General features: G+C 68.2%; 30 protein-coding genes. 20 read left to right on the top strand and 10 right to left on the bottom strand.

Annotated features, from left to right (window positions below):
• Nucleotides 1-4 precede the first annotated feature (4 nt).
• From AC1RR5_RS26295 to AC1RR5_RS26310, 4 genes are all read left to right on the top strand, one after another.
• Nucleotides 5-667, top strand: a complete 663-nt coding sequence (locus AC1RR5_RS26295) for a peroxiredoxin (RefSeq protein ID WP_492926655.1) — start codon at nt 5-7, stop codon at nt 665-667.
• Between the two features lie 113 nt (nt 668-780).
• Nucleotides 781-1,236 carry a DUF2147 domain-containing protein gene (locus AC1RR5_RS26300; RefSeq protein ID WP_492926657.1) on the top strand — a complete coding sequence of 152 codons (456 nt, stop codon included), beginning with the start codon at nt 781-783 and terminating at the stop codon, nt 1,234-1,236.
• Between the two features lie 5 nt (nt 1,237-1,241).
• Nucleotides 1,242-2,066 carry a helix-turn-helix transcriptional regulator gene (locus AC1RR5_RS26305; RefSeq protein ID WP_492926659.1) on the top strand — a complete coding sequence of 275 codons (825 nt, stop codon included), beginning with the start codon at nt 1,242-1,244 and terminating at the stop codon, nt 2,064-2,066.
• 86 nt (nt 2,067-2,152) lie between these two features.
• The gene (locus tag AC1RR5_RS26310; RefSeq protein WP_492926661.1) at nt 2,153-2,881 is read left to right on the top strand and encodes a DoxX family protein; all 729 of its coding nucleotides are present in this window, start codon (nt 2,153-2,155) and stop codon (nt 2,879-2,881) included.
• On the opposite strand, the gene AC1RR5_RS26315 is transcribed toward AC1RR5_RS26310, so the two are convergent.
• The 4 genes from AC1RR5_RS26315 to AC1RR5_RS26330 are packed head-to-tail and all read right to left on the bottom strand — an operon-like array spanning nt 2,878 to nt 6,559.
• Nucleotides 2,878-3,201 (bottom strand): hypothetical protein, encoded by a 324-nt coding sequence (locus tag AC1RR5_RS26315; RefSeq protein ID WP_492926663.1) that lies wholly within the window; start codon nt 3,199-3,201, stop codon nt 2,878-2,880. The genes AC1RR5_RS26310 and AC1RR5_RS26315 overlap by 4 nt on opposite strands.
• Entirely contained in the window at nt 3,198-4,694 is a 1,497-nt protein-coding gene (locus AC1RR5_RS26320) for an FAD-dependent oxidoreductase (protein ID WP_492926665.1), read from the bottom strand. Before AC1RR5_RS26320 ends, AC1RR5_RS26315 begins: the two co-directional genes overlap by 4 nt.
• 43 nt (nt 4,695-4,737) lie before the next feature.
• The gene (locus tag AC1RR5_RS26325) at nt 4,738-6,186 is read right to left on the bottom strand and encodes a M56 family metallopeptidase (protein WP_492926667.1); all 1,449 of its coding nucleotides are present in this window, start codon (nt 6,184-6,186) and stop codon (nt 4,738-4,740) included.
• On the bottom strand, nt 6,176-6,559 hold the full coding sequence (locus AC1RR5_RS26330; RefSeq protein ID WP_492926723.1) for a BlaI/MecI/CopY family transcriptional regulator: 384 nt from the start codon (nt 6,557-6,559) through the stop codon (nt 6,176-6,178). The genes AC1RR5_RS26325 and AC1RR5_RS26330 overlap by 11 nt, the downstream gene beginning before the upstream one ends.
• Nucleotides 6,560-6,687: 128 nt before the next feature.
• Between AC1RR5_RS26330 and AC1RR5_RS26335 the strand changes: the two genes are divergently transcribed.
• The 16 genes from AC1RR5_RS26335 to AC1RR5_RS26410 all read left to right on the top strand — a co-directional run bounded on the left by AC1RR5_RS26335 (nt 6,688) and on the right by AC1RR5_RS26410 (nt 18,432).
• Nucleotides 6,688-7,266: a 2'-5' RNA ligase family protein gene (locus AC1RR5_RS26335; RefSeq protein WP_492926669.1), complete on the top strand. Its 579-nt coding sequence runs from the start codon at nt 6,688-6,690 to the stop codon at nt 7,264-7,266.
• Nucleotides 7,266-7,937 carry a DNA alkylation repair protein gene (locus AC1RR5_RS26340; protein WP_492926671.1) on the top strand — a complete coding sequence of 224 codons (672 nt, stop codon included), beginning with the start codon at nt 7,266-7,268 and terminating at the stop codon, nt 7,935-7,937. Before AC1RR5_RS26335 ends, AC1RR5_RS26340 begins: the two co-directional genes overlap by 1 nt.
• 43 nt (nt 7,938-7,980) lie before the next feature.
• Nucleotides 7,981-8,328: an ArsC family reductase gene (locus AC1RR5_RS26345; protein ID WP_492926673.1), complete on the top strand. Its 348-nt coding sequence runs from the start codon at nt 7,981-7,983 to the stop codon at nt 8,326-8,328.
• Between the two features lie 93 nt (nt 8,329-8,421).
• Nucleotides 8,422-9,120, top strand: coding sequence for an HAD family hydrolase (locus AC1RR5_RS26350; RefSeq protein WP_492926725.1), 699 nt, complete (start codon nt 8,422-8,424; stop codon nt 9,118-9,120).
• Nucleotides 9,121-9,167: 47 nt separating this feature from the next.
• Nucleotides 9,168-9,350 carry a hypothetical protein gene (locus tag AC1RR5_RS26355; protein ID WP_492926675.1) on the top strand — a complete coding sequence of 61 codons (183 nt, stop codon included), beginning with the start codon at nt 9,168-9,170 and terminating at the stop codon, nt 9,348-9,350.
• Between the two features lie 11 nt (nt 9,351-9,361).
• Nucleotides 9,362-9,778 (top strand): hypothetical protein, encoded by a 417-nt coding sequence (locus AC1RR5_RS26360; RefSeq protein ID WP_492926677.1) that lies wholly within the window; start codon nt 9,362-9,364, stop codon nt 9,776-9,778.
• Nucleotides 9,778-10,290, top strand: coding sequence for an RNA polymerase sigma factor (locus tag AC1RR5_RS26365; protein ID WP_492926679.1), 513 nt, complete (start codon nt 9,778-9,780; stop codon nt 10,288-10,290). Before AC1RR5_RS26360 ends, AC1RR5_RS26365 begins: the two co-directional genes overlap by 1 nt.
• A complete protein-coding gene (locus AC1RR5_RS26370) occupies nt 10,290-10,598 on the top strand; it encodes a hypothetical protein (protein ID WP_492926681.1) in 309 nt (102 codons plus the stop codon). The genes AC1RR5_RS26365 and AC1RR5_RS26370 overlap by 1 nt, the downstream gene beginning before the upstream one ends.
• A 113-nt stretch (nt 10,599-10,711) precedes the next feature.
• On the top strand, nt 10,712-11,098 hold the full coding sequence (locus tag AC1RR5_RS26375) for a DUF6249 domain-containing protein (protein WP_492926683.1): 387 nt from the start codon (nt 10,712-10,714) through the stop codon (nt 11,096-11,098).
• Between the two features lie 29 nt (nt 11,099-11,127).
• Nucleotides 11,128-11,703: an RNA polymerase sigma factor gene (locus tag AC1RR5_RS26380; RefSeq protein ID WP_492926685.1), complete on the top strand. Its 576-nt coding sequence runs from the start codon at nt 11,128-11,130 to the stop codon at nt 11,701-11,703.
• A complete protein-coding gene (locus AC1RR5_RS26385) occupies nt 11,696-12,076 on the top strand; it encodes a hypothetical protein (RefSeq protein ID WP_492926687.1) in 381 nt (126 codons plus the stop codon). Before AC1RR5_RS26380 ends, AC1RR5_RS26385 begins: the two co-directional genes overlap by 8 nt.
• A 94-nt stretch (nt 12,077-12,170) precedes the next feature.
• The gene (gene panB / locus AC1RR5_RS26390) at nt 12,171-12,998 is read left to right on the top strand and encodes a 3-methyl-2-oxobutanoate hydroxymethyltransferase (protein ID WP_492926727.1); all 828 of its coding nucleotides are present in this window, start codon (nt 12,171-12,173) and stop codon (nt 12,996-12,998) included.
• 151 nt (nt 12,999-13,149) lie between these two features.
• Nucleotides 13,150-13,923, top strand: coding sequence for a tetratricopeptide repeat protein (locus AC1RR5_RS26395; RefSeq protein WP_492926689.1), 774 nt, complete (start codon nt 13,150-13,152; stop codon nt 13,921-13,923).
• Complete coding sequence (locus AC1RR5_RS26400) at nt 13,920-15,350, top strand: PQQ-like beta-propeller repeat protein (protein ID WP_492926691.1); 1,431 nt, start codon at nt 13,920-13,922, stop codon at nt 15,348-15,350. Before AC1RR5_RS26395 ends, AC1RR5_RS26400 begins: the two co-directional genes overlap by 4 nt.
• Nucleotides 15,351-15,482: 132 nt before the next feature.
• Nucleotides 15,483-17,240 carry a ribosome biogenesis GTPase Der gene (gene der / locus AC1RR5_RS26405; RefSeq protein ID WP_492926693.1) on the top strand — a complete coding sequence of 586 codons (1,758 nt, stop codon included), beginning with the start codon at nt 15,483-15,485 and terminating at the stop codon, nt 17,238-17,240.
• A 55-nt stretch (nt 17,241-17,295) separates the two neighbouring features.
• On the top strand, nt 17,296-18,432 hold the full coding sequence (locus AC1RR5_RS26410) for a serine hydrolase domain-containing protein (protein WP_492926695.1): 1,137 nt from the start codon (nt 17,296-17,298) through the stop codon (nt 18,430-18,432).
• Here the strand turns inward: AC1RR5_RS26410 and AC1RR5_RS26415 are convergent.
• The 6 genes from AC1RR5_RS26415 to radA form a co-directional block, all read right to left on the bottom strand.
• The gene (locus AC1RR5_RS26415; RefSeq protein ID WP_492926697.1) at nt 18,429-19,913 is read right to left on the bottom strand and encodes a methyl-accepting chemotaxis protein; all 1,485 of its coding nucleotides are present in this window, start codon (nt 19,911-19,913) and stop codon (nt 18,429-18,431) included. The genes AC1RR5_RS26410 and AC1RR5_RS26415 overlap by 4 nt on opposite strands.
• 194 nt (nt 19,914-20,107) lie before the next feature.
• A complete protein-coding gene (locus tag AC1RR5_RS26420) occupies nt 20,108-20,863 on the bottom strand; it encodes an SDR family NAD(P)-dependent oxidoreductase (RefSeq protein ID WP_492926699.1) in 756 nt (251 codons plus the stop codon).
• Nucleotides 20,864-20,900: 37 nt separating this feature from the next.
• Nucleotides 20,901-21,890, bottom strand: coding sequence for a bile acid:sodium symporter family protein (locus AC1RR5_RS26425; RefSeq protein WP_492926701.1), 990 nt, complete (start codon nt 21,888-21,890; stop codon nt 20,901-20,903).
• Nucleotides 21,891-21,905: 15 nt separating this feature from the next.
• On the bottom strand, nt 21,906-23,408 hold the full coding sequence (purF, locus tag AC1RR5_RS26430; RefSeq protein WP_492926703.1) for an amidophosphoribosyltransferase: 1,503 nt from the start codon (nt 23,406-23,408) through the stop codon (nt 21,906-21,908).
• Nucleotides 23,405-24,037 carry a CvpA family protein gene (locus tag AC1RR5_RS26435; RefSeq protein WP_492926705.1) on the bottom strand — a complete coding sequence of 211 codons (633 nt, stop codon included), beginning with the start codon at nt 24,035-24,037 and terminating at the stop codon, nt 23,405-23,407. Before AC1RR5_RS26435 ends, purF begins: the two co-directional genes overlap by 4 nt.
• Nucleotides 24,034-25,416 carry a DNA repair protein RadA gene (gene radA, locus AC1RR5_RS26440; RefSeq protein WP_492926707.1) on the bottom strand — a complete coding sequence of 461 codons (1,383 nt, stop codon included), beginning with the start codon at nt 25,414-25,416 and terminating at the stop codon, nt 24,034-24,036. The genes AC1RR5_RS26435 and radA overlap by 4 nt, the downstream gene beginning before the upstream one ends.
• Nucleotides 25,417-25,506: the final 90 nt, after the last annotated feature.

Here is a 25,506-nt window from a genome sequence, read left to right on the forward strand (position 1 = left end):
ACCTATGTCGCTGCGGATCAATTCCGAGGCGCCGAATTTCACGGCGCAAACCACCCAGGGTGAGATCACCTTCCACGACTGGATCGGCGACAACTGGGCGATCCTGTTCTCGCACCCCAAGGACTTCACCCCGGTCTGCACGACCGAGTTGGGCTACATGGCCGGCCTGAAGCCCGAGTTCGAAAAGCGTAACACCAAGGTGATCGGCCTGTCGGTCGATCCCGTCGAGAACCACGCCAAGTGGGCGGCCGACATCGAGGAGACCCAAGGTCACGCGGTGAACTACCCGATGATCGGCGACACCGACCTGAACGTCGCCAAACTGTACGACATGCTGCCCGAGGGCGCGGGCGACACCTCGGACGGCCGCACGGCCGCCGACAACGCCACGGTGCGGGCGGTGTTCATCATCGGGTCGGACAAGAAGATCAAGGCGATGCTGATCTATCCGATGACCTCGGGCCGCGACTTCGACGAGGTGCTGCGCCTGCTCGACTCGGTGCAGCTCAGCGCCAAGTATACGGTCGCCACGCCGGTGAACTGGCGTCCGGGCCAGGACGTGATCATCCCGCCCTCGGTCACCGACGAGGTCGCCAAGGAAAAGTACCCGGACGGCTGGAAGACGCTGAAGCCGTACCTGCGCGTGGTGGCCCAGCCGAAGGGCTGAGAGGCGAAAACGAGCCGCCGCCCAGATTCTGACGGCTTCACCTGATCCTATCGAACGTCTAGCGTGCCCCCGCGATCAGGGTGGCGCATGTCGTCAAGTTGGAAGAGGGCTTCATGAGCCGAAGGAATATGCTGCTGGCGGCGGCCGTTCTGGCGTTGTCGAGCATGGTGGGCGTAGCACTCGCCGCCGACGTCGCGCCGCCGAAACCGGGCGACGTCTACGGTATCTGGCGCAACCCCAAGGGCAGCGTCCACATCGAGATCAAGCCGTGCGAGACGCGGACCTGCGGCTATGTCGTCTGGGCCAACGCCGACGCGCGCGCCGACGTGAAGAAGAAGAACAATCAAGACCTGGTCGGCATGCAGCTGCTGCGCGACTTCGCCGCCAGCGATCCCAACGAGTGGAAGGGCCGGGTCTATGTGCCCGACCTGGACATGACCTTCTCGGGGCAGGTGCGCCTGCTGGACCGCGCCTCGCTGCGCGCCAAGGGCTGCCTGCTGCCCAACTTCCTGTGCAAGTCGCAGACCTGGACGCGGGTCGACTCCGCGTCGGCCGGCCGAGCGCTCTAGCCTCCATGGCGGGGGCCGAGTTCCGGGTCGAGGTGGACGGTCCCGTCCTGGCCAGCCGGGGCGGCCTCTATGGCGCGGGCGACGTCAGCTGCGCCGCGCCCGCCAAGACCCTGGCCCGCCATCGCTATGCGCGCTCGGCGATCGGGGCGGTGGTGTCGGGCGTCTTCGGCTACCAGACCCCCGTCGGCTCGGCGACCGCCACGCCCGGCGCGATCGTGCTGGGCAATGCCGAGGAGAGCTTCGGGTGCCTGCACTTGGATAGCGCGGGCAACCGCCGCGCCGTGCTGGCTTTAGACGATGTCCTGATGGACGAACTGGCCGAGGACCTGCGCTGCGCTGATGGCCGCTTCGCCGTGGCCGCTGTTGCCTCGGGCCGGGAGACGGCGCCGCTGTATGGCGCGATCCGCCAACTGGCGCGCGACAGTCGTCCGCAGGAAGAGGCGGTGGTCGCCGTCACCGCCGCCGCCCTGGCCCTGGGCCGCCGCGTGCGCCGCCGTGACGCCAGTCGCGTCGATCATCACCGCGTCCGTGAGGTCGCCCAGGACGTCCAGCGCCGCTACGCCGAGACCCTTCTGCTGTCCGAGCTGGCCGCCGATGCGGGCCTGTCGCGCTACCACTTCATCCGCGCGTTCCGGGACGTGACCGGCGAGACGCCGCGCCAGTTCCAGATCGGCGCGCGCCTCAAGGCCGCCGCCGACCAGTTGTTGGACACCAAGGCGCCGATCACCACGATCGCCCTGAACGTCGGCTTCAACGACCTCTCGCACTTCAACCACACCTTCCGAGAGGCCTTCGGCTGTTCGCCCCGGGCGTGGCGGCAGGCGGCCTAAGGCGCCGCAACAAACCCCAAGTTCGCGCCGCCGCGACGTGCTGCCTTGGCCTCACCGAGGTTTCAGGGGAGTCGGGGCGGGTGATAGTGTCGGAGAAAGCGGTTCCGTATGCGCTGGGCGCGTTGCTGCTGGGCGTACTGGGGCTGATCGCCGGCGACTTCGCCTTCCAGTGGCAGCCCGTGCCGGACAATGTTCCTCTCCGGCCTGTGCTGGCCTACGCCTCTGCCATCGCGATGGCCGCCGCTGCAATCGCGGCGTTGCTGCCGCGCTTGGCCAAAGGCGGTGCGCTGCTCCTGGCGATCTTCTTCGGTCTTTGGGCCGTCTTGCTCCATGGCCCCCGCGTCGCCGCGCAGCCCGGGTCCGTCGCCGAATGGCTGGGCCTGGCCGAGAGCGCCACGATGTCGGCGGGCGGCGTCGCGCTCCTCGCGCTATCCCTCCGGGGAGACCTGCGACGCCGCCTGGCTTTTTCGACCCGCATCGCCTTCGGGCTGTGCCTGCTGGTCTTTGGCCTGTCGCACTTCGTCTATCTGAGCTTCACGGCGCAGATGGTGCCGGCCTGGCTGCCGTGGCGCACGGGCTGGGCGGCGGCGACGGGAGCCGGGCACGTGCTGGCGGGCCTGGCCTTCCTGTCCAATCGCGGGCTGAAGGCCGCCGGTCCCACGATCACCGGCATGATGGGCAGCTTCGTCGTGCTGCTGCACATCCCGCGTATCCTTGCCGAGCCTGCGAGCCGCATGGAGTGGACCATGACCTCGGTGGCCCTGACCCTAACCGGCGCGGCCTTCGCCCTGTGGCGGCTGAACGTTGAGGACTAGCTCTCCAGTGACAGCAGCGCGAACAGCGCGCCTTCGGTGTCCGACAGCCGCCAGCCACGATAGCTGAACACCGCGCCCTTGCGGAAGTCGGCGGCCGCTTGAGCACGCAGGCGGGGCAGAGCGTCGGAGCCACGACCGGCTGGGAACAGGCGGCTTGTCAGCTCACGGATGGAGGCGCTGGGATGCTCTTTGCGCCAGGCTTCGCCGATCCGGCCGACGGCGGCGGCATCCAGGTCAGCGAAGGCATCGGGTGCACGGGCTAGGGCGGGCGTCGCGGCAAAGGCGAAGAGGGCGGCCAGCAGGTCGCGGCGGCTGGTCATCGAACGGTCTCGCTCTTGAGGTGGTCGGCCAGGCGCATGCACAGCGCCAGGATGGTCAGGGTCGGGTTGGCGATGCCGGAGGTCGGGAATACCGAACTGCCGGCGACATAGAGATTCCTGGCCTCGTGCAGCCGCAGGTCGGCGTCGACGACGCCCTTCTTCGGATCGGCATGCATCCGCGTCGTCCCCATGTGGTGGCGCGAGGCGCTGGAGATGGCCAGCAGCTTGCCGCGCGGGATAGCCCAGCACATCCGGCCCTCGCCCGAGGCGCCCAGGGCGTCGGATAGGCCGACGACCGACCGCTCCAGGCCGGCGTAGTCCTTGTCGCCATAGGTCCAGGTCAGCCGCACACGCGGCGTGCCCAGGGCGTCCTTGTGCTCCGGATCCAGGGTCACGCGACTGTCGGGATTGGGGAAGTGCTCGGTCATGGCGAAGTAGCCGAGCAACTGGCCGTCACCCTGGCGGGCATTGGCCCTGGCGATGGTCTTGCTGTCCGGGTCGGACACGTCGGCGCGAAACAGGGTGGCGGTGAAGTTGCCGGTCTTCATCCGCGTCTGGCCGGCTAGCCCCGAGCCGATCACGCAGTGCGCCGCCATCCGTTTGGCCGGTGCGTAGAGTTCCAGCGGCTCGGTGCGTGAGACAGCGATGGCTGTGCCTTCATTGCCGGCGTCACCGTCGTTGGAATAGGTCACGTGCCCCTGAAAGAAGCGGCCGACCAGGTCCTGGCGGTTGCCCAGACCATCGGACGCCAGCAGCAGGCGGACATTCTCGATTCCGCCGGTCGCCAGCACGTAGCGGGCGGCCTTGGCCGTGTGGCGCTTGCCGTCCAGGCGGGCGATGTCGAGGCCCGTGATCTCGGCGCCCTGACGGCGGATCTTCACCACATTGGCGTGCAGGTAGACGGTGATGTTGGCTGCCTCGGCGAACGTCGTGCGGAAGGCGTCGAAGGCGGCCTTGTCCCGTCCGCCGGTGAACTTGGAGAACTCGCGCGGGGCCGGGAAGAAGCCGTCGGCCGGATCTAGCGCCAGGGGCTGCAGCGCGGGTTCGCTGGACTCGGAGCGCTCCAATGGGAAGCGCGGGATCTCCAGCAGATCGCAGGCCCGGTCATAGTAGGGCTGCATCTGCGCGCGGGTGACGGGCCAGCCGCTGAGCGGGATCCAGGCCCGTTCGGCGAAGTCGGCCGGGTCTAGCGGGGCGCACTTGCCGCCCCAGACCATGCCCGAGCCGCCCAGGGCGCGAACCCGCGACTGGATCGGATAGTCGTCGAACGGCCGGTCGGGATTGCCCGGCGCCGTCTGGACGCCCGAGCCGGCGTAGAGGGCCTGGTTCTCCATGTCGATTTCCAGGCCGCCGCTCTCCAGGATCACGACCTCCAGCGGGCCGCCGGCCAGTTCCTTGGCCAGGGCGATGCCGGCCAGGCCGCCGCCGATGATCAGCAGATCGGCCTGGATTTGGCTGGCGTCAGGCAGAGTCCGGGCGTCGATGATCGCCATCGTTTTGAAACTCGCTGATTTTGTTGGGGAAGTGTGGGCGCGCTTAAGAGCGCGCGCCCCGGCTCTGCAGGTAGGCGACGACGTCGAGGCGGCCATTGCGCTTGGCCTCGCTCATCGGCGAGCGCGTTCCGCCATTGGCCGGCACCTCGCGGTTCACGTCGGCGCCGCGTTCGATCAGATATTTGACGACGGTCAGGTTGCCGGCCTGGGCGGCGTTGATCAGCGGGGTCTCGTCGTTCGGTACGAAGATCTCGACATCGGCTCCGCGCTCGACCAGCAGGCGGACGATCTCGAGATTGCCCGATAGCGAGGCCTGGATCAGCGGGGCGCCGTCGCCGCGCACGGCCAGGTTCGGATCGGCGCCGGCCGCCAGCAGCATCTGGACCAAGTCCATGCGGCCATGACGGGCGGCCTCGATCAGCGGTGAGCCGTCGCCGGGCAGCACCGCATTGGCGTTGGCGCCCAGGTCGATCAGCTCACGGACGGCGCCGACGTCGCCGGCGCGGACCGCGTCGAACAGGGGCTGGCTGAGGTGGCGGGCGATGGCGCGCTTGGCCTGCTCCGGTGATTGCTGGACGGCCTGCGCCGGTTGGGCGGCCCAGGCGGCGACGCCGGCCGAGAGGCTGAGGATGGCGACCGCGGCGGCGCCGGCCAGGTGGCGACGGCGATTGGCATGGTGATAGGCGAGCAAGGTGAAACGCTCCTTCAGTTGTTTGTTGGCCGAGGCTGGCCAATGGCAGCCGAGCGGCGGGGCGCAGGCGGCCAGCTGGGTCTTCAGCATGGCTTCGCCATAGGCGCGGCGGGTCTTGGGGTGACGGGCCAGCACGGCGGCGTCGCAGGCGATCTCCTGGTCGATCCGAAGGACCGCTGCGCCGACATGGATCAGCGGGTTGAACCAGAAGAGGCACTGCAGCGCCGTGACGACGGCGTTGATCTGGGCGTCGCCGACGGCCAGGTGGTTCTGCTCATGGGCCAGGATCAGGGCCTGCTCCTCGGGCGAGAACCGGGCCGCGAAGTCGGCCGGCAGCACCACGCGTGGGGCCAGGGCGCCGATCACGGCCGGGCCGACGCCGGGACGGTCGGACCACAGCAGGCCATCGGCGGCGCTGAGCTTGCCCAGCGAGCGCACGAACCGCCGCTGGCGCTCGGCCTGGATGGCGAGGGCGCCAAGGGTGACGGCGAGCCAGAGGCCCAGCACGATCTCGGCGATAGGAAGGGATGGCGTCTGTCTGGCAGCCGGTGTGAAGGCCGGGGTGGGCGCTTCAGTCACGGTCGCAGCTACGGGCTTGGCCGCGTCAGGCGCGGGCAGGGTGATCGTGCGCGCCGGGATCAGCAGGGCCAGGATCGACAGCGGGACGACCAGCCAAAGGGCGTAAGCGCTGCGAGCCCCGAACGCGGCCCGGACCGGCTTGCGCAGGGCCAGCACCAGCAGAACGGCCGCCGCCAGCGCCAGATTGGCCTTCAGCAGGAAGGGAATGAGCTCACTGGCCATCGTCGAGCGTCTCCAGCAGGCGGCGCAGCTCCGCGACATCCTCGGGCGCCAGCTTCTCGCGCTTGGAGAAGTGGCTCACGAGCGGCGCAAGACGGCCGTCGAACAGGCGGTCCAGCAGGCCCTGGCTCTCGGTGTCGACATAGTCGTCGCGGCCGATCAGCGGGCGGTACAGGAAGCGGCGGCCCTCCTTGTCGGCGGCGATCGCACCCTTGTTCAGCAGGCGGTTGAGCAGGGTTTTCACCGTGCCTTCGGCCCAGCCCTGATCCTTGGCCAGGATCGCCAGCACGTCCTCGGCGGCCTTGGGGCTGTCGGCCCACAGGACCTTCATGACTTCGCTCTCGGCGGCGCTGATGCGGTGCGGGTTCGTATCCATGCTCTGACGATTACGCACGTAAACGATCGCGTCAAGCCAACGATTACGCACGTAAACGAAATGTAATGCGACGGTTGGAGGGCGAGCCGAAGCGGCGTAATCCTGACGACGATCAAGGAGGGAGCCGAATGGCCGAGACGTTGCAGATGGGCCTGCCAGGCTTTGACCCGCCCACGCCGACCGATCGGCTGATGTTCCTGCTGTATCCGGACGCCCAAACCGCCGAGCAGATCGCGCGGGAGGCCCGCCGGCTGAAGGACAGTCTTGGCCTGCGCGGCCAGCCGCTGCTGACTGACCGCTTCCACATCACCCTGCATCACCTGGGCGATTATGTGGGCCTGCCCGCCGACATGGTTCGCAAGGGTGAGGGGGCGGGCCAGGCCCTGGCCGCCGCGCCGTTCGAGGTTGTGTTCGACAAGGCCGTCAGCTTCGCCAACCGGCCGGGCAACAACCCCTTTACCCTGCAAGGCGGGGAGGGCGTGCAGGACCTGATCGCGTTCCAGCAGGCGCTGGGCTTGAAGATGGCTGGAGCCGGCCTCAAGCCCGACAAGCAGTTCCTGCCGCACATCACGCTGCTGTACGACGGACAGGTCGTCCCCGTGCAGGCAATTGAACCGATCCGCTGGACCGTGGACCGCCTCGTGCTGGTGCGGAGCAAGCTTGGCCAGACCCAGCACATCGTCCTCGCCGAGTGGACGCTGGCCTGATGACGACCGCCGCCGAGGTCCTCCAGGTACTGGAAGCGCTCGGCGACGACGGCTACCGCGAGCGCATGGCCGGCTTCGCGATCACCTACGAGAAGGCCTTCGGCGTCCCGGTCGGTGAACTACGCAAGCTGTCCAAGCGCCTGCGCCGAGACCACGCCCTGGCCCAGGCCCTGTGGGACACCCGCTGGTACGAGGCCCGGCTGCTGGCCGGCATGGTCGATGATCCGAAGCTTGTGACACCCGAGCAGATGGACGCCTGGCGCTCTGAGTTCGACAGCTGGGCGGTGACCGACACCCTGTGCTTCGACCTGTTCGACCGCACGCCGCACGCCCTTGCCAAGATCGACCAGTGGGTGTGGCTGAACGACGAGTTCGGCAAGCGGGCGGGTTTCGCCTTGCTGGCCTGCGTGGCCTTGCACCGCAAGGAGTTGCCGGACGAGGTCTTCCTGGAGCGCCTGCCGCTGATCGAGGCGGCGGCCACGGATCCGAGGAACTTCGTCAAGAAGGGAGCCAACTGGGCGCTGCGGGCCATCGGCGTGCGCAAGAGCCCGGTGCTGAAGGCCGCCGCTCTGGACTGCGCTGCGCGGCTGGCGGCCAGTCCTGACCCCACGGCGCGCTGGAACGGCAAGGATGCCCTGCGGCAGTTGAACCGACGAAGCCAGACGGGCTAGGGCAGGGCGGAGCGATGCGGATTCGCTTCCAGGAGGCCCGGCCATGACCGCCACGATGTACGGCATCAAGAACTGCGACACGGTCGCCAAGGCCCGCAAGTGGCTGGAAGACCGCGGCCACGCCTATGCCTTCCACGACTACAAGGCGGTCGGCATCGATCGCGCGACCCTTGAGGGCTGGGTCAAGGAGCACGGCTGGGAGGTGATCCTGAACCGCGCAGGCACGACCTTCCGCAAGCTGGATGACGCCGACAAGCAGAACCTGGACGCCGACAAGGCCATCGGCCTGATGCTGGCTCAGCCGTCGATGATCAAGCGTCCGGTCCTGGACCTGGGCGACCGCCGCCTGGTCGGCTTCAAGCCCGACATCTATGAGAGCGCGCTAAGCTAAGCCGCGAATTGTCCACGCGTTTCGTCGCCTCATAAGCGAAGTTTAAGACGACAACGCGCGGAGGATCAGTCTATCACTGGCCTGAGCGTCCGGCTGAGTACGGACTCAAGGGGGATTAGGCGCGTGGGGGAGTTCGCCGTCTCGCGGTACGAGCTGGTCATCTTCGACTTCGACGGCACGCTGGCTGACAGCGCCGCGTGGATGATGCGGGCCGTCAATCCGATGGCGCGCCGGTACGGCTTCAAGACCGTCACCGACGACGAGATCGAGATGCTGCGCGGGCGCAACACGCGTGAGGTCATCCGTTATCTGGGCGTCTCGCCCTGGAAGCTGCCGCTGATCGCGCGGGCCGGCAAGAAGCTGATGGCCGCCGACGCCCATACCATCCCGCTGTTCCCCGAGACCGCCCGGATGCTGCGCGCCCTGCACGAGGCCGGCGTAAAGATCGCGGTGGTCAGCTCCAACAGCGAGGCGGTGATCCGCCGGGTGCTGGGCGAGGACCTGGGCAACCTGATCAGTCTCTATGCCTGCGGCGCGTCGCTGTTCGGCAAGGCCCGCAAGTTCAAGCAGGTGACGGCCAAGGGCGTCTCCCGCGACAAGGTCATCTGCATCGGCGACGAGACCCGCGACATCGAGGCCGCCCGCAAGGTGGGCCTGGACTGCGGGGCCGTCGGCTGGGGCTACGCCAAGCCCGCGATCCTGGCCCAGCACGGCCCGACCGTGTCCTTCAGCTCGATGTCCGAAATTATTTCGTATGTCGGCGCATCCAGCGTGGCGGTCGGCGGCGACTAACCTTCGAAAGCGCGAGAGATCGCGTCTCTGATCGAAGGGATCGACCGATGGGCTACGAACTGTTCCGCGATTTCTGGTGGATGCTGTTCCCCCTGGGCTTCATGGCGCTGGGCGTGTTCCGCGCCTGGCTGAACTACCAGTCCCGCCGCGAGGTGGTGGCGGCGCTGCGCGAGCTGGCCGCCAAGGGCCAGGAACCGCCCGCCGCCCTGGTCGCCGCGCTGCACCGCTAAGGAGAGCCGCTATGTCCGAGGACATGTTCCGACAGTTCTGGTGGCTGATCTTCCCGCTCAGCTGGTTCATCTTCGGCGCTTGGCAGAGCTGGCTGTCGTACCGCGCCAACCGCGAGACGCTGGACCTGATCAAGACCTACGCCGCCGCCGGCCGCGAGCCGCCGCCGGAGCTGATGAGCAAGCTCAACAAGCGCTGGCATGGCGACGACGACGACCGTGACGAGCGGCCGCGCTATCGCCGCCGTCGCGAGCGCAGCTGGTATCAGGTGGTGCTGTTCGGCCTGTTGGCCTCCGGCTTCACCGTCGCGGCCGCCACCAACATGTTCGGCGCGGGCGAGGCCTTCGTGATCGTCGCCTTCGTGCTGGGCTCGCTGTGCGCGGCGACGTTCGTGCAGGTGATGCTCGATCGGAACGGCCCGACCGTCTGATGGACGCCGCGCTCGTCAGACAGGCGCGCGCGGGGTCCCAAGGCGCTTTCGCCCGGCTGGTGGCGATCCACGAAAAGCCCTTGCGGGGTTTCCTGCGCAAGAGCGGCTGGATCGACGCCGACGACATCGCCCAGGAAGCCTTTGTGGCGGCCTGGAGCGGGCTGCACACGCTGCGCGACGACGAGGGTTTCCGGACCTGGCTGTACGGCGTGGCGTGGAAGAAAGCCCTGTCGCAGCGCCGCGGCGCCCAGCGCGCCGCCGCCCGTGACGAGGCCTGGCGCGGCGAGCAGGACCTGGAGACCGCCGTCGAGCTCGCGCCCGAAGACCGCATGGCCCTCGAGACGGCCCTGGCGACCCTGCCGGAGGACCAGCGCGCCTGTGTCACCCTGTGCCTGGGCCAGGGCTGGACGCACGCCGAGGTCTCGCAGGCCCTGGGGCTTCCCCTGGGCACCGTCAAATCGCATGTTGTCCGTGGCCGCGAGCGGCTGCTGGCGGTTATGGGAGGTTCGTGATGAGCCTGGACGATCAACTCTCGGCCTTCCTGGGCGAAACGCCCAGGCAGAGCCGCGCCGACATCTTCACCGCCGAGGTGATGAAGCGGGTCGAACAGCAGGCGTTCCTGGACCGGCTGAAGACCGCCGCCGTCGGGGCGGGGGCGATCGCTCTGGTGCTGTGGGCCTGCGCCCCGGCGCTGGACCTGGCCGTCTCGACCATCGCGCCCGTCCTGGCCCCGACCGCGGCCTTGCTGGCCTTCGTCGGGGCGGTGGTGGTGACTGGCGGACCCGGCGTCTGGCGTCGCCTGGGCCTGTCGATCGGCTGAGGTTTCTAGCCTTACGAAAGTTTCATCCGGGCGGGCGCCTCCAATCGAGGCCATCAACGCCTCTTACTGGTGAAGGCGGCGCGGGGGCGTCGTCCACTGAACTGGAGGAAGATATGGAAATGCTCGTTCCGCTGGGTGCGTTCGCCATGGTGGCGGCCATCGTCTGCCTGCCCATTCTGGGCCTCTTCAAGCACCTGGAGCGTCGTCGCATGCACGACGTCGTGCGCACCGCCATCGAGAAGGGTCAGTCCCTGCCGGCGGAGGTCGTCGAGACCCTGACCCGCGACGTCCGCCCGGCTTCGTCGTCGGTTCGCGACATCCGCACCGGCGTGATCATGATCGCTGTCGGCGTCGGCTTCGCGATCTTCGGCTACTTCGTCGGCCTCGATGAGCGCGACGTGGTCTCGCCGGCGCTGGGCGTCGCCGCCATCCCGACCGTGATCGGCATCGCCTACATCATTCTGAGCTTCTTCAACCCCAACAAGGACCCGCGGGCTTAGTCTCCGCGAGCCTGGGAGGGCTTGACCCAATGGGCATCGAACGCCCGCCAACCGGTCACGACGTCGAACTCGCCGCTCTCGCGGCGGCGGGCGACCGCAAGGCCTACGGAGAGCTGGTGCGTCGGCACGGCTCGGCTGTCCGGGGACTGTTGAGGCGTATGGGCGCGGAATCCGCCACGGCTGACGACCTGGCCCAGGACGCCTTCATGGCCGGTTTCGAACAGGTGGCCGAATATCGTGGCGAGGGAACCTTCGGCGCGTGGATCAAGAAGATCGCCGCGCGGCTCTATCTGAAGAAGGTCAAGCGCGAGGCGCGCCTGATTTTCTCGGACAATGTGGAGCCGGTTGAGGCCGTGATGGCGCGCGACACGTCGGGAGACGCCGCCAGCCGTATCGACCTCGACGAAGCGTTGAAGACGCTGTCACGCGGGGAGCGCCTGTGCGTTTCCCTCTGCTACGGGGCCGACTGGTCTCACACCGAGGCGGCCGAAGCCTTGAACATCCCGATCGGCACGGTCAAATCCCATGTCAAACGTGGTTTGGACAAACTTCGGGCGAAACTCGCCCAACCCGAGAAAGGCGCGAGGAGGGAAGCGCATGGCTGAACCCGATTTCGAAGCCCAACTGAGCCGTCTGTTCGCCGAAGCGCCATCCTTTCCGGATGCGATCCTGTTCAACGCTCAGGTCGAGGCCAAGCTGGCGCGTGGCTGGGCGATGCGGCGGATGTTTATCGTCGGCGCCGGCACGGTCGCCGGCCTGTTCGCCGCCTTCCAGATCCTGAGCAGCCGGTTCTCGAGCGAGATCTCGCAACTGTCTCGCACCAGCGGGCACAACCTGCAGAGTGAGATCGACTCGAGCGTCGCCAAGTTCAACGCCGTCCTGACGACCCCGACCAGCGCGGAAGCGCTCTGGCTGGCGGCAGGTTTGGCTGTGGTGGCCCTGGCCTTCGCGGTGACGCGCGCGGTGGAAGAGCTCTAGTCCAGCGGGGGCGGCGTTATCGCCGTTCATGTTGCGGTGCGGCGCGATCCGGCCCACAAACGGCGCTCAGAAGAACGCCTAGGGAGGCTCTGTCCTGTCCGCCCATCGTGAAGAGACGGTCCGCCGTCTGGCCGCTCCCGACATCGCCGCTCGCAAGGGCGGCGTGCCCGTCGTCTGCCTGACGGCCTACACCGCTCCGGTCGCGGCCGCCCTGGACGAGTCCTGCGACCTGCTGCTGGTGGGGGATTCGGTCGGCATGGTCGTTCATGGCCTGCCCAACACCGTCGGCGTGACCCTGGAGATGATGATCCTGCACGGCCAAGCGGTCATGCGCGGTTCCCGGCGAGCCATGGTCGTGATCGACATGCCCTTCGGCTCGTACGAGGGCTCGCAGGAAGAGGCCTACGCCAACGCCGTGCGGATCATGAAGGAGACCGGCGCCCAGGCGGTGAAGGTCGAGAGCGGCCCGACGGTGCCCGACACAATCCGCTACCTGACCCAGCGCGGCGTGCCGGTCATGGGCCATGTGGGCCTGCGACCGCAGGCGGTGCTGGTCGACGGGGGCTTCAAGGCCAAGGGCAAGGACGCCGCCGAGCGCGAGCGCATTCTGGAAGAAGCAAGGGCCACCGCCGACGCCGGCGCCTTCGCTGTGGTGGTCGAGGGCGTGGCCGAGGCCCTGGCCCGCGACATCACCGCCGCCATTGACGCGCCGACCATCGGCATCGGCGCCTCGGCCGGCTGCGACGGCCAGATCCTGGTCACCGACGACATGCTGGGCCTGTTCGACTGGACCCCCAAGTTCGTCCGCCGCTACGCCGACCTGAAAGGCGAAATCACCCGCGCCGCCGCCGATTACGCGCGTGACGTGAAAGATCGCAGCTTCCCCGGCGAGGCCGAAACCTACTACGCCAAGAAGTCGTAAAAGGGCGCGTTGCGGCACGGCGCGGCACGCTATAGGTTCGCCGCCTCGGCGAGCGGCCCTCCGCTAGCCACAATCTGTCTTAAACCAGCGACGTCGCCTAAGTTCTGGCGCGACGTCCAAGGGCCTGCCGCCCGTTTCGGAGCCTCGTTTCGTGGTCGATGTTTTTGACGAAGTCGAAGAGCAGCTTCGGTCGGAGCGCTATCGCTCGCTGGCGGTGAAGTCGCTGCCCTGGGTGGCGGCGGCGACGGCGGCCGTGGTGATCGGCGTCGGCGGCTACTGGGGCTGGACCTCGTATCAGACGAAACAGGCCGACAAGGCCTCCGAGGGCTACCAGGCCGCGCTGGAAACCGCCCAGAAGCAAGGTCCGGACAAGGCCTTCGGTCAGTTCAAGACCGTCGCCGACACCGGCGCCAATGGCTACAAGGCCCTGGCCCTGCTGCAGATGGGCGATATCCGCCTGGAAGCCAACAAGACTGCCGAAGCGGTGACCTATTTCGACGAGGCCGCCAAGGCCGCGCCGAATGTGCTGCTTGGTGACCTGGCCCGCCTCAAATCCGCCTTCGCCCTGATGGACACCGCCTCGTACAAGGACATCGAGTCGAGGTTGACGCCGTTGGCGGGGGAAAAGAGTCCGTATCGCGTCTACGCCAAGGAAGCCCTGGCGTTCGCGAAGCTGCAGGCCGGCGACCTGGCCGGCGCGCGCGCCGAATTCGTCATCCTGGCCAACTCGCTCGACACCAGCACGTCCGAAGAAGTGCGCCAGCGCGCCAAGGCGGCGATGCAGCTGATCGACTCGGGCGCCGCCAAGGACCTGGGCGCGGCCGTGAAGGCCGCCGCCAAACTGCCTCCGATGCCGCCGATGGGCCAACTGCCCGCCGGTCTCGCGCCCAACGCCGCCGCCGCCGGCCCCAACGCCTCTCAATGAGCCGCATGATGATCTCCAAGCGTTCCGTCGCCCTGGTCGCGCTGATGTCCGCGTCCGTGGCCATCACCGGCTGCTCGACGGTTTCGAAAATCAATCCCTTCGGCGGCAAGGACAAGAACAAGTCCACGGCCAGCCAGGGCCAGCGCATCTCGATCATAGCCTTCGACCAGAAGGTCGAGGCCAATGAATCGCTGAAGGGCGCCGACTTCTTCCTGCCTGATCCGGTCGCCCAGACCGAATGGCGCCTGCCGGGCGGCAACGCCGAGCAGTCGGTCGAGCACGTCGACGCCGGCAAGGGCTTCCAGGTCGCCTGGAAGAAGGGCTTCGGCAAGAAGGGCGGGAAGAAGTTCCACGTCACCGCCCCGCCGGTCTCGGCTGAGGGCCGCATCTATGTGATGGACGGTGAAGCCGACGTCGTGGCGCTGGACGCCAAGTCCGGCTCGCAGATCTGGCGCAAGGACCTGCGTCCGGCTGCCGGCCCGACCATCAAGGGCGGCTTCATGGGCCTGATGCCCAAGAAGAACGATCGCCTGGGCTTCGGCGGCGGCGTCGCCGTCGGTCCGGACAACAAGCTGTATGTCGCCTCGGGCTTCCGCTTCGTGGCCCAGATCGACGCCGCGACCGGCAATATCGGCTGGACGCAGCAGACCTCGACCCCGATCCACGGCGCCCCGACGGTCGCCGACGGCCGCGTGTTCGTGGTCTCGACCGACAACGAACTGCTGACCTACGCCACCGAGAACGGCGCGCCGGGCTGGACCTACCAGGCCCTCAGTGAGCCCGCCCGCATCCTGGCCGCCTCGAGCCCCGCCGTCAGCGGCGACACGGTCGTCGCCGGCTTCGCCTCGGGCGAACTGGTGGCCCTGCGCAGCGCCAACGGCAACGACCTGTGGAGCGAGGCCCTGAGCCGCGCCAGCCGCACCAACGCGCTGTCGGAAATCCGCGACATCCCGGGCCGCCCGGTGATCTACAAGGGCGACGTCTTCGCCGTCAGCCACTCGGGCGTCTTCGCCGCCACCGACCTGCGCACGGGCCAGACCCGCTGGAGCCTGCCGGTGACCGCAATCACCACCCCGTGGGCCGCCGGCGACGTCGTCTTCGTCGTCGACAAGGCCGGCCAGGTGATCTGCGTCTCGCGCGAGAACGGCTCGGTCTACTGGATCCAGGACCTCAACAACACCGAGGCCCTGTCCAAGAAGCAGAAGAAGAAGCGCGCCAAGCATCCGATCCTGTGGTCGACCCCGATCCTGGCCAATGGCCGCCTGATCACGGTGTCCAGCGCTGGTGAAGCCGTCGCTCTGAACGCCAAGACCGGCGCCAAGGAAAAGACCCTGAAGATCGGCGCGCCGGTCCTGCTGAATCCGATCGCGGTCGGCGACACCATCTATCTCGTCACGGACGACGCCGAACTGGTCGCCATCCGCTGACTAAAACGGGCCTTCCGAGGCCCGCCGATAACTTGAAATGCTCTTGAGCCCGGGTCCGCGAAAGCTGGCCCGGGCCTTCGCTTTTTCCGCAGCCTTTTGCGGGAAAGGCAAAAATCGACTACTGGACGCCTTATGCCTTTGAAACTCGCCATCGTCGGCCGCCCTAATGTGGGCAAGTCCACGCTGTTCAACCGTCTGGCCGGCAAGAAGCTGGCCATCGTCGACGACCAGCCGGGGGTCACCCGTGACCGCCGCTACGCCGACGGCCGCCTGGGCGACCTGGACCTGCACCTGATCGACACCGCCGGCTTCGAGGACGTCTCCGACGAGAGCCTTGAAGCGCGCATGCGCGCCCAGACCGAGCTGGCGATCGAGGAAGCTGACCTCTCGCTGTTCATCTACGACGCCCGTGAAGGCGTGACGCCGCTGGACGAGGTGTTCGCCACCCTGCTGCGCCGTCGCGGCAAGCCGGTGATCATCGCCGCCAACAAGGCCGAGGGCAAAGCTGGCCAGTCGGGCATCGGCGAGGCCTACAAGCTGGGCCTGGGCGAGCCGATCCCGATCTCGGGCGAGCACGGCGAAGGCATGGCAGAGCTCTACGCCGCCATGCTGGAAGCCGTTCCCGAGGACCAGTACTCGGATGACGAGGACGATGAGGACAAGCCGATCCGGCTGGCCATCGTCGGCCGTCCGAACGCCGGCAAGTCCACCCTGATCAACCGCCTGATCGGCGAGCAGCGCCTGCTGACCGGTCCTGAGGCCGGCATCACCCGCGACTCGATCTCGGTAGACTGGGTCTGGGGCGACAAGAAGGTCCGCCTAGTCGACACTGCCGGCCTGCGCAAGAAGGCTAAGGTCCAGGAGAAGCTGGAGAAGCTCTCCACCCAGGACACCATCCGCGCCATCACCTTCGCCGAGGTCGTGGTGCTGGTGATGGACGCCACCCACCCGTTCGAGATCCAGGACCTGCAGATCGCCGACCTGACCGAGCGGGAAGGGCGCGCCCTGGTGTTCTGCCTGGCCAAGTGGGACCTGATCGAGGACCAGGCCGCGACCCTGGCGGCCTTCCGCGAGCACGCCGAGCGCATGCTGCCCCAGGTGCGCGGCGCGCCGGTCGTGGCGCTGTCGGGCGAGACCGGCAGCGGCGTCAACAAGCTGATGCCGGCCGTGCTGAAGATCCACAAGGACTGGTCGACCAAGGTCAAGACCCGCGACCTGAACGACTGGCTGCAGATGGCCATGCAGCGCCACCCGCCGCCCGCCGTCTCGGGCCGTCGCGTGAAGCCGAAGTACATGGCCCAGACCAAGGCCCGTCCGCCGACGTTCGTGCTGTTCTCCAGCCGCGCCGACCAGATGCCCGACCACTATCGGCGCTATCTGATCAACTCCCTGCGTGAGAGCTTCGACCTGCCGGGGGTGCCGCTGCGCATCACCATCAAGTCGGGCGCCAACCCCTATGCCGACGGCGAGGCCAAGGGCCACAGCGGCCGGGGCAAGCGCGAGTTCGAACGCCGCGAGCGCGAGGAGGAACGCATCCGCGCCTCGCGCAACACGGTCAAGAAGTCCAAGCGCATCGCCGACGAGGCCGCCGCCAAGGCCGCGATCGAAGCCGGTCTGCCCGATCCGCGCTTGGCCAAGCCGGTCAAGAAGAAGGCGCCTGCGAAGGTCGCCGCGGCTCCGGTCGAGGGCGCTCCGGCGGCCGAGCCCGGCAAGGCCGCCGTCAAGTCGGTCAAGAAGCTGGGCCCCAAGGTCCAGAAGAAGGTCTCGACGACTCCCAGCTACAAGGTCGGCGTCAAGTCGGCCGGCGGCAAGGCGGCGGGCCCCAAGCGTCCGGTGTCGGGCGCGCGCACCGTGCGCGGCAACACCGGTCCGGGGAAGCCGAAGCGCTGAGCCTAAACTTCGCCATACGCGTTTAGCCTTCTGAAGCTGAACCGGGAGCGTGGTGATGCGGGGCATGGGACTGGCGATGGTGTTGGCGGCTCTGCCGGCGAGCGCGCTGGCGGCCGACTACAAGCCCGTCGTCTGCAAGAGCGCGGTGACCTATGTCGGTCCGCCGCTGCATGCGCCCGTCGCACCGCCTTTGCTGGCCGAGGTTCCGAAGGCCGCGCTTGATCCCGAAACCGTCGCGCGGCTGGAGGCCGGGTTCCTGCAGGCCAAGGCCGCGACCAAGGCGCCGGCCATGACGGCGGCCGTCCTCGTGCCGGGCAAGGGCGCCTGGGAGCGCACCGACAGCGGCGACCAGCCGCCGATGCTGTTCTGGGCCAGCGCGGGCAAGAGCCTGGTCGCCATCGTGACCCTGCAGCTGGTCGAGGCCGGCAAGCTCAAGCTGGAAGACCCGATCGGCAAGTACGTCGCCGGCGCGCCGAATGGCGACGTGGTGACCATCCGTGACCTGCTGGCCCACACCGGCGGCCTGTTCAGCGCCAACGAGGACCTGAAGGCGAGGGCGGAGCACCGCGCCCACACCTTGGACGAGGACGTGAAGATCATCGCCCGTCACGGCGCCATGTCGTGTCCGGGCGAGCGCTGGCGCTACTCCAACACCGGCTACGCCTTGCTGGGCAAGGTGATCGAGACGGTCGACGGCCAGTCCTGGCAGGCCGCGATCGAGGCGCGGATCATCAAGCCGCTGGGGCTGACGTCGCTGCGGATGCTGAGCGATGGCGACAAGGCCGAAGACGTGGCCAAGCTGGTCTCGGCCAAGGAAGCGCCGATCGAGCCGGCCTGGGCCGGTCCAGCAGGCCCCGTCGTGGGCTCGGCTGGCGACATGGCCAGGGTCTGGGCGGCGCTGCTGGGCGGCAAGCTGCTGAAGCAGGAAACCGTGCAGGCGATGTTCGGGAAGCTCTATCCGATGTTCGACGCCGGCAGCTTCTATGGCCTGGGCGCGATGGTCGTGGAGGTTCCGGCGCCGGACGGGAGCAAGGACCTGTGGCTGGGCCATCTGGGCGGCACGCCGGGCGCTGGCGCGGTCGTGGCCTGGTCGATGAAGGACGGTGTGATCGTGGCCGCCGCCCTGACCGGTGACGGCTCGGCGGCGGCCACGGCGAACCTGCTGCTAAGGCAGGTCCGCTCCCCCCACTAGAACTCTTCCCACTCGGTGGCTGGAGCCGCGGCCGCGCCGCCCGGACGGGCGAAGGCCTTGGCGCGCGGCGTGTGGACCGGGGCGCGGGCCTGGACCGGCTCGGGACGGCGGATCGGCGCGCGGGCGCCGGTCTGGAAGCGCGACACCTGGCGGGCCAGGTCCTGGGCTTCGCCGCGCAGCGACGCCGACGAGGTGTTGGCCTGCTCGACCATGGCGGCGTTCTGCTGGGTGACCTGATCCATCTGGTTCACCGCGGCATTGACCTGGTTCAGGCCGGTGGCCTGTTCCTGCGAGGACTCGGCGATCTCACGGATCAGGCTGTTGATCTCGCCGACCTTGCTGACGATGCCGCTCAGCGCCGTGCCGGTGTCGCCGACCAGGCGGACGCCGCGCTCGACCTGGGCGGTCGAATTGGCGATCAGGGTCTTGATCTCCTTGGCGGCGTCGGCGGAGCGTTGGGCCAGGGCCCGGACTTCCTGAGCGACGACCGCGAAACCACGGCCGGCTTCACCGGCGCGGGCGGCTTCGACGCCGGCGTTCAGGGCCAAGAGGTTGGTCTGGAAGGCGATCTCGTCGATCACGCCGATGATGTTGCCGATCTGGGCCGAGGATTTCTCGATCTCGCCCATGGCGGTGATGGCCTGGTCGACCACCTCGCCCGAGCGGTCGGCGTCGGTGCTGGCGGCGGAAGCCGCGGCCGAGGCCTGCTTGGCGCCGTCGGCGCTGCGCTTGACCGTGGCGGTGATCTCGTCGAGCGCAGCGGCCGTCTCTTCCAGGCTGGCGGCCTGCTGCTCGGTGCGCTTGGACAGGTCGTTGGAAGCGCTGGCGATCTCGTTGGCGCCGCTCTCCATGCCGCTGGCGGCCTCGGCGATGGCGCTCATGGCGTCGCGCAGGCTGTCGATGGCGGCGTTGAAGTCTTCCTTCAGCTGGGCGTAGCGGCCGTCGAAGCGCGCTTCGATGCGGGCGGTCAGGTCGCCGCGCGCCATGCGGCCCAGGCTGTCGGCCAGGGCCGAGACGACGAGCTCCTGCTCCTGCTGGGTCTCTTCACGCTCGGCTTCGTTGCGGGCGCGCTCGATCTCGATCGCGGTGATGTCCGAAGCGAACTTGATGACCTTCACCGGCTTGCCAGTCTTGTCGAACACCGGGTTGTACGAGGCCTGGATCCAGATCTCGCGGCCGCCCTTGCCCAGGCGCTTGTACTTGCTGGCGAAGAACTCGCCGGCGTTCAGGCGACGCCAGAATTCGCGATAGGCGGGGCTCTCGGCCTCCGAGGCCTCGATGAACAGGCTGTGCTTGCGGCCCTGGATCTCCGACAGGCTGTAGCCCAGGGTCTTCAGGAAGTTGTCGTTGGCCGTGATGATCGTGCCGTCGAGATTGAACTCGATGACCGCCTGCGAGCGCTGGATCGCGGCGACAACGCCTTCCAGGTCGGAGATGCGGGCCATGTCACCGTTGTCACGGCCGCGAGAGAACAGCGCCATGTTGCAGACCCCAGCACACGGCGTCGTTGCCGTGCGGCAACGTGTCGCGGCTTGTGGGTTAACGGGGCGCTAATTTGCGAGATCGTCGCAAAACATTGTTCCCCGGATCAGCTCCAGGGTAGCATTTTTCACCCGAATACAACTCTGAGATCTATTTCTGTAACAATTCCAGCCCCGAGGGAGAGGTACCGGTCTCAGGCGTCGATGCTGGGTGATTCCTGCCCACGGTCCTTGAAGCGCACCACGCCCTTGGGCGGGTCGCGGTCCGGACGCACCAGATCGACCACGAACGGGACGATGGTCTCCGGCGCTGCGACGGTCTTGGGATCTTCGCCCGGGAAGGCGCCGGCCCGCATGCGGGTGCGCATGGCGCCGGGATCGACGCACAGGGCGCGGATGGGGGTGTTCTCAGTCTCGTCGGCATAGACGTCGACGATCGCCTCGAGGGCCGCCTTGGTCGCGGCATAGGCGCCCCAGAAGGCAGGACGGGTCTTGGCCACGCTGCTGGAGAAGAACAGGGCGCGGCCGGCGTCCGACGCGCGCAGCAGCGGGTCCATGGCGCGGATCAGGCGCCAGTTGGCCGTCAGGTTGGTGGACAGGATCATGTCCCAGCCCTTGGGCTCCAGGTGGCTCACGGGCGTGAGGGGACCCAGCAGGCCGGCCGCGCCGACCACGATGTCCAGCTTGCCCCAGCGCTGATGGATGGCCGCGCCCAGATGGTCCAGGCCGTCGGGCTCGCGCAGGTCCAGCGGGACCAGGGTGGCGCGCTCGCCGGTGGCTTCCAGGATCTCATCGTCCAGGGCTTCCAGCGCGCCTTGAGTCCGGCCGACGGCGATCACATGGGCGCCGGCCTTGGCCAGGCCCAGGGCGACCGCTTCGCCGATGCCGCGCGTGGCGCCCGTGACGAGGGCGATGCGGCCGGCCAGCGGCTGGGAGGAGTCGGAAGTCATGGGCGGGTTCTAGAGCAGGGAAGGGACGACGGAAACCTCAGGCTTCCGCCGTCTCCGTCTGGGCTTGCTTGGCGTAGTGTTGGGCGATGACCGAGCAGGCCATCAGCTGGATCTGGTGGAAGATCATCAGCGGCAGGACGATGATCCCCGCCGTCGGGCCGGGGAACAGGATGTTGGCCATCGGCACGCCGGTGGCCAGGCTCTTCTTGGAGCCGCAGAACATGATGGTGATCTCGTCGGCCCGGTTGAAGCCCAGGGCGCGCGAGCCGTAGGTGGTGGCGGCCAGGACGATGGCCAGCAGGACGCAGCAGGCGAGCAGCAGCAGGCCCATCTCGGCCGCCGAGACCTTGTGCCAGATGCCGCCGACCACGGCCTCGCTGAAGGCGGCATAGACCACCAGCAGGATCGAGCCCCGGTCGACATAGCCGACCAGCTGCTTGTGCCGGTCGATGTATTTGCTGACCCACGGGCGGGCGATCTGGCCGACCACGAAGGGCAGCAGCAACTGCACGACGATGTCCTGCACCGACTTCCAGCCGCCGGCCGCGCCGCCCTGGGTGTGCATCAGCAGACCCACCAGCACCGGCGTGATGAAGATGCCGAACAGGTTGGAAGCCGAGGCCGCGCAGACGGCGGCGGCGACATTGCCCTTGGCGATCGAGGTGAAGGCGATCGACGACTGCACGGTCGAGGGCAGGCAGCACAGGAACAGCATGCCCGCCGCCAGGGTCGTGGGCAGGATCGGCAGCTTGCTGGCGACCAGGCCCAGGACCGGGAACATCACGAAGGTGAAGGCCAGGATCAGCAGGTGCAGCCGCCAGTGGGTGATCCCGGCGACCACGGCCTCGCGCGACAGCTTGGCGCCGTGCAGGAAGAACAGCAGGGCGATGGCCAGCTTGACGACGATGTTCAGGCCGTCGGCGACCTCGCCCCGCACCGGCAGGATCGAGGCCAGCAAGACCATGCCGAACAGCGCGATGACGTACGGCTCGAGCTTCAGCTTCTCGAGAACGCTCTTCAGGCCCATCTGGAGGTGATCGGCTTAGGCGCTGACCAGCAGCGAGAGCTGCTTGTCGTTGGTTTCGTTGCGGCCTTCGGCGATCTCGCGGTCCGTCAGGCGGGTCGGGTAGTCGCCGGTGAAATAGTGGTCGGTGAACTGCGGGGCGGCCGGGTCGCGGGGACCGGCTTCCAGGGCGTCGTACAGGCCCTCGACCGACAGGAAGCCCAGCGAGTCGACTTCCAGGAACTTGGCCATCTCTTCCAGCGACTTGTTGGCCGCCAGCAGCTGTTCGCGTTCCGGCATGTCGATGCCGTAGAAGTCGGGCCACTTGATCGGCGGGCTGGCCGAGCGGAGGTGGACCTCCTTGGCGCCGGCCTCGCGGACCATGCGGACGATCTTCAGCGAGGTAGTGCCGCGCACGATCGAGTCGTCGATCAGGATGACGCGCTTGCCGGCCAGGATGGCGCGATTGGGGCTGTGCTTCATGCGCACGCCCAGCTCGCGGACGCCCTGGGTCGGCTGGATGAAGGTGCGGCCCACATAGTGATTGCGGATGATGCCCATCTCGAACGGGATGCCGCTCTCCTGGGCGAAGCCCAGCGCGGCGGGCACGCCCGAGTCCGGCACCGGCACCACGACATCGGCGTCGATGCCGGTTTCCTTGGCCAGGTTGCGGCCCATGCGCTTGCGCACGCCATAGACCGAGCGGCCGTTCACGACGCTGTCGGGACGGGCGAAATAGACATATTCGAACACGCAGGGGCGCGCAGCCTGGGTCTGGAACGGCTTGGTCGAGGTGATGCCGGTCTCTTCGATGACCACCATCTCGCCGTGCTCGATGTCGCGCACGAAGCGGGCGCCGATCATGTCGAGGGCGCAGGTTTCCGAGGCCAGGACCGGCTTGCCGTCCAGGTCGCCCAGCACCAGCGGGCGGATGCCCAGCGGGTCGCGCAGGCCGATCATCTTCTTGTTGGTGATCGCCACCAGGGCGTAGCCGCCTTCGATCTGGCCGACGGCGTCGACGAAGCGGTCGACGATCTTGGCCTTCCGCGAGCGGGCGATCAGGTGAAGGATCACTTCCGAGTCCGAGGTCGACTGGAAGATCGCGCCTTCCTGCACCAGGCGCTCGCGCAGGGTCAGGAAGTTGGTCAGGTTGCCGTTGTGGGCGATGGCCACGCCGCCGGTCTCGAGATCGGCGAACATCGGCTGGACGTTGCGGATGCCCGCGCCGCCGGCCGTGGAATAGCGGGTGTGGCCGATGGCCATGTTGCCGGGAAGGCGCTGCACCAGGTCAGAGCCCGTGAAGGCGTCGCCGACATGGCCCATGTGGCGCTCGGTGTGGAAGCGGCCGCCGTCGAAGGCGGCGATGCCGCAGGCTTCCTGGCCGCGATGCTGCAGGGCGTGCAGGCCCAGCGCCGCGATGGCCGCTGCGTCACGGACGCCGAACACGCCGAACACGCCGCACTCCAGGCGCAGCGTATCGTCCTCGGGATCACGGACGGGAGAAGAGGAATAGCGGTCGGTCGATTGGCCCAGGAAGGTCATCGCGATTTCTCCACCAGGTCGTCGAGCTTGCGACGCTGGTCATCATCATAGCCTTTTCCGGACGACTTCTCGCCGGACGTATTGTCGCCGCCCCCTTCGGGAGCGTTTTCTCGGACGGCGTCCTTGATCGCGGGCGCCAGCCTGCCGGCCAGCGCCTTGCCCTTGGGCGCGAAGACCTTCAGCACCGTGCCGCTGGCTTCGGACAGGGGATAGAACATCGAATCCTGCACCCAGCGCGGCATGCGGTCGGGCGGGGTGGCCAGGTGCAGCAGCAGGTTGAAGACGCCCAGGATCACGCAGGCGCGGATCACGCCGAAGGTCGCGCCGACCGCGCGATCCAGCGCGCCGGCCGAGGTCTCGTGCAGGCTGGCGGTCAGCCGGCCGCCGATCAGGCGGAAGATCAGGAAGAAGATCACGAACACCACCAGCACGGCGCACGCGGTGGCGGCCCAGTCGGGGTCCATGAGCTTGCGGAAGATCGGGCCGCTGATGCGCAGGCCAAACAGCGCGATCGCGGCGGCGAAGATGAACGACAGCGCCGAGGTCAGCTCGCGCGAGGCGCCGCGAATCCAGCCGGTGACGCCGGAAACCAGAAGCAGGAGACCGGCGATGATGTCGAAAGGCGTCACGTCAGGCTCGTCCAGATCTCGTCGCCGATGCGGCGCACGGCGTCGGCCACGCGGGCGACACCCGCCACGGGCAGAGCTCCGCCGCCTTCCGGAAGGCCGGAGAGCGGTCCGAGCGCCCGGCCAAATCCCAGTTTCGCGGCTTCCTTCAAACGCGTCTCCATCCGGCTGACGGGCCGTACTTCGCCCGACAGGCTGAGTTCGCCGAACACGACGCAGTCCTGGGGCAGGGCGACGTCCAGGGCGGAGGAGGCCAGGGCCGCCGCCGCCGCGAGATCGGCCGCCGGCTCCGTGATCCGAAGGCCGCCAGCGACGTTCAGATAGACGTCCTTGTCGCCAAAACCAAGGCCGCATCGGGATTCAAGGATGGCCAGGACCATGGCCAGGCGACCGGAATCCCATCCGACCACGGCGCGTCTGGGTGTTCCGTACGCGGAAGCCGCGACCAGGGCCTGGAACTCCACCAGGACGGGCCGCGAACCCTCGATGCCGGCGAACACCGCAGCCCCCGCCGCGCGCTCGCCGCCTTCGTTCAGGAACAGGGCCGAGGGGTTCTTGACCTCGCGCAGGCCGACATCGCCCATCTCGAAGACGCCGATCTCGTCGGTGGCCCCGAAGCGGTTCTTGGCCCCGCGCAGGATGCGGAACGGATAGCCACGCTCGCCCTCGAAGGCGAGGACCGCGTCGACCAGGTGCTCGACCACGCGCGGGCCGGCGATCTGGCCGTCCTTGGTGACGTGGCCGACCAGCAGGATGGCCACGCCCTTCTTCTTGGCCAGGCGCACCAGCTCGGTGGCGCAGGCGCGGACCTGGGTGACGGTGCCGGGGCCGGCCTCGTGGGCGTCGCTCCACATGGTCTGGATCGAGTCGATGACGACGAGGTCGAAGCTGTCGCGCTTCAGACCATCCAGGATGTCGCGCAGCGAGGTCTCGGCGGCCAGGCTGACATTGGCTTTCGCCAGGCCCATGCGGTCGGCGCGGCCGCGGATCTGCTCGACGGCCTCTTCGCCGGAGATATAGGCGCAAGACACGCCCCGCAGGGCGGCGCTGGCGCAGACCTGCAGCAGCAGGGTCGACTTGCCCACGCCGGGGTCGCCGCCAATCAGGATGGCCGAGCCCGGCACGACGCCGCCGCCGCAGACGCGGTCGAACTCGTCGACGCCGGTCATGATGCGCGGGGGCGGGGCGGTGTCGCTCTCCAGCCCCGTGAACTGCAGGCCGCGCACGCGGGTCGCCTTGGTGGACGCCAGGGCGCCGGGCGGCCGGGCGCCGACCTCTTCGGCCAGGGTGTTCCAGCTCTGGCAGGCGGGGCACTGGCCGGACCACTTGGTCTGGACCGCGCCACAGGACTGGCAGGCGTAAACGGCGCCGTCGCGGGCCATGAGGTCTCCTGATTCTCGGATGATCGCAGACTACAGGTTGGCGGGCCGCTGCGCCAAAGCCGGACGCAGCCAAGCGGCGCAACACGCGTT

Source organism: Caulobacter sp. GW821-FHT11E11, from assembly GCF_058808315.1.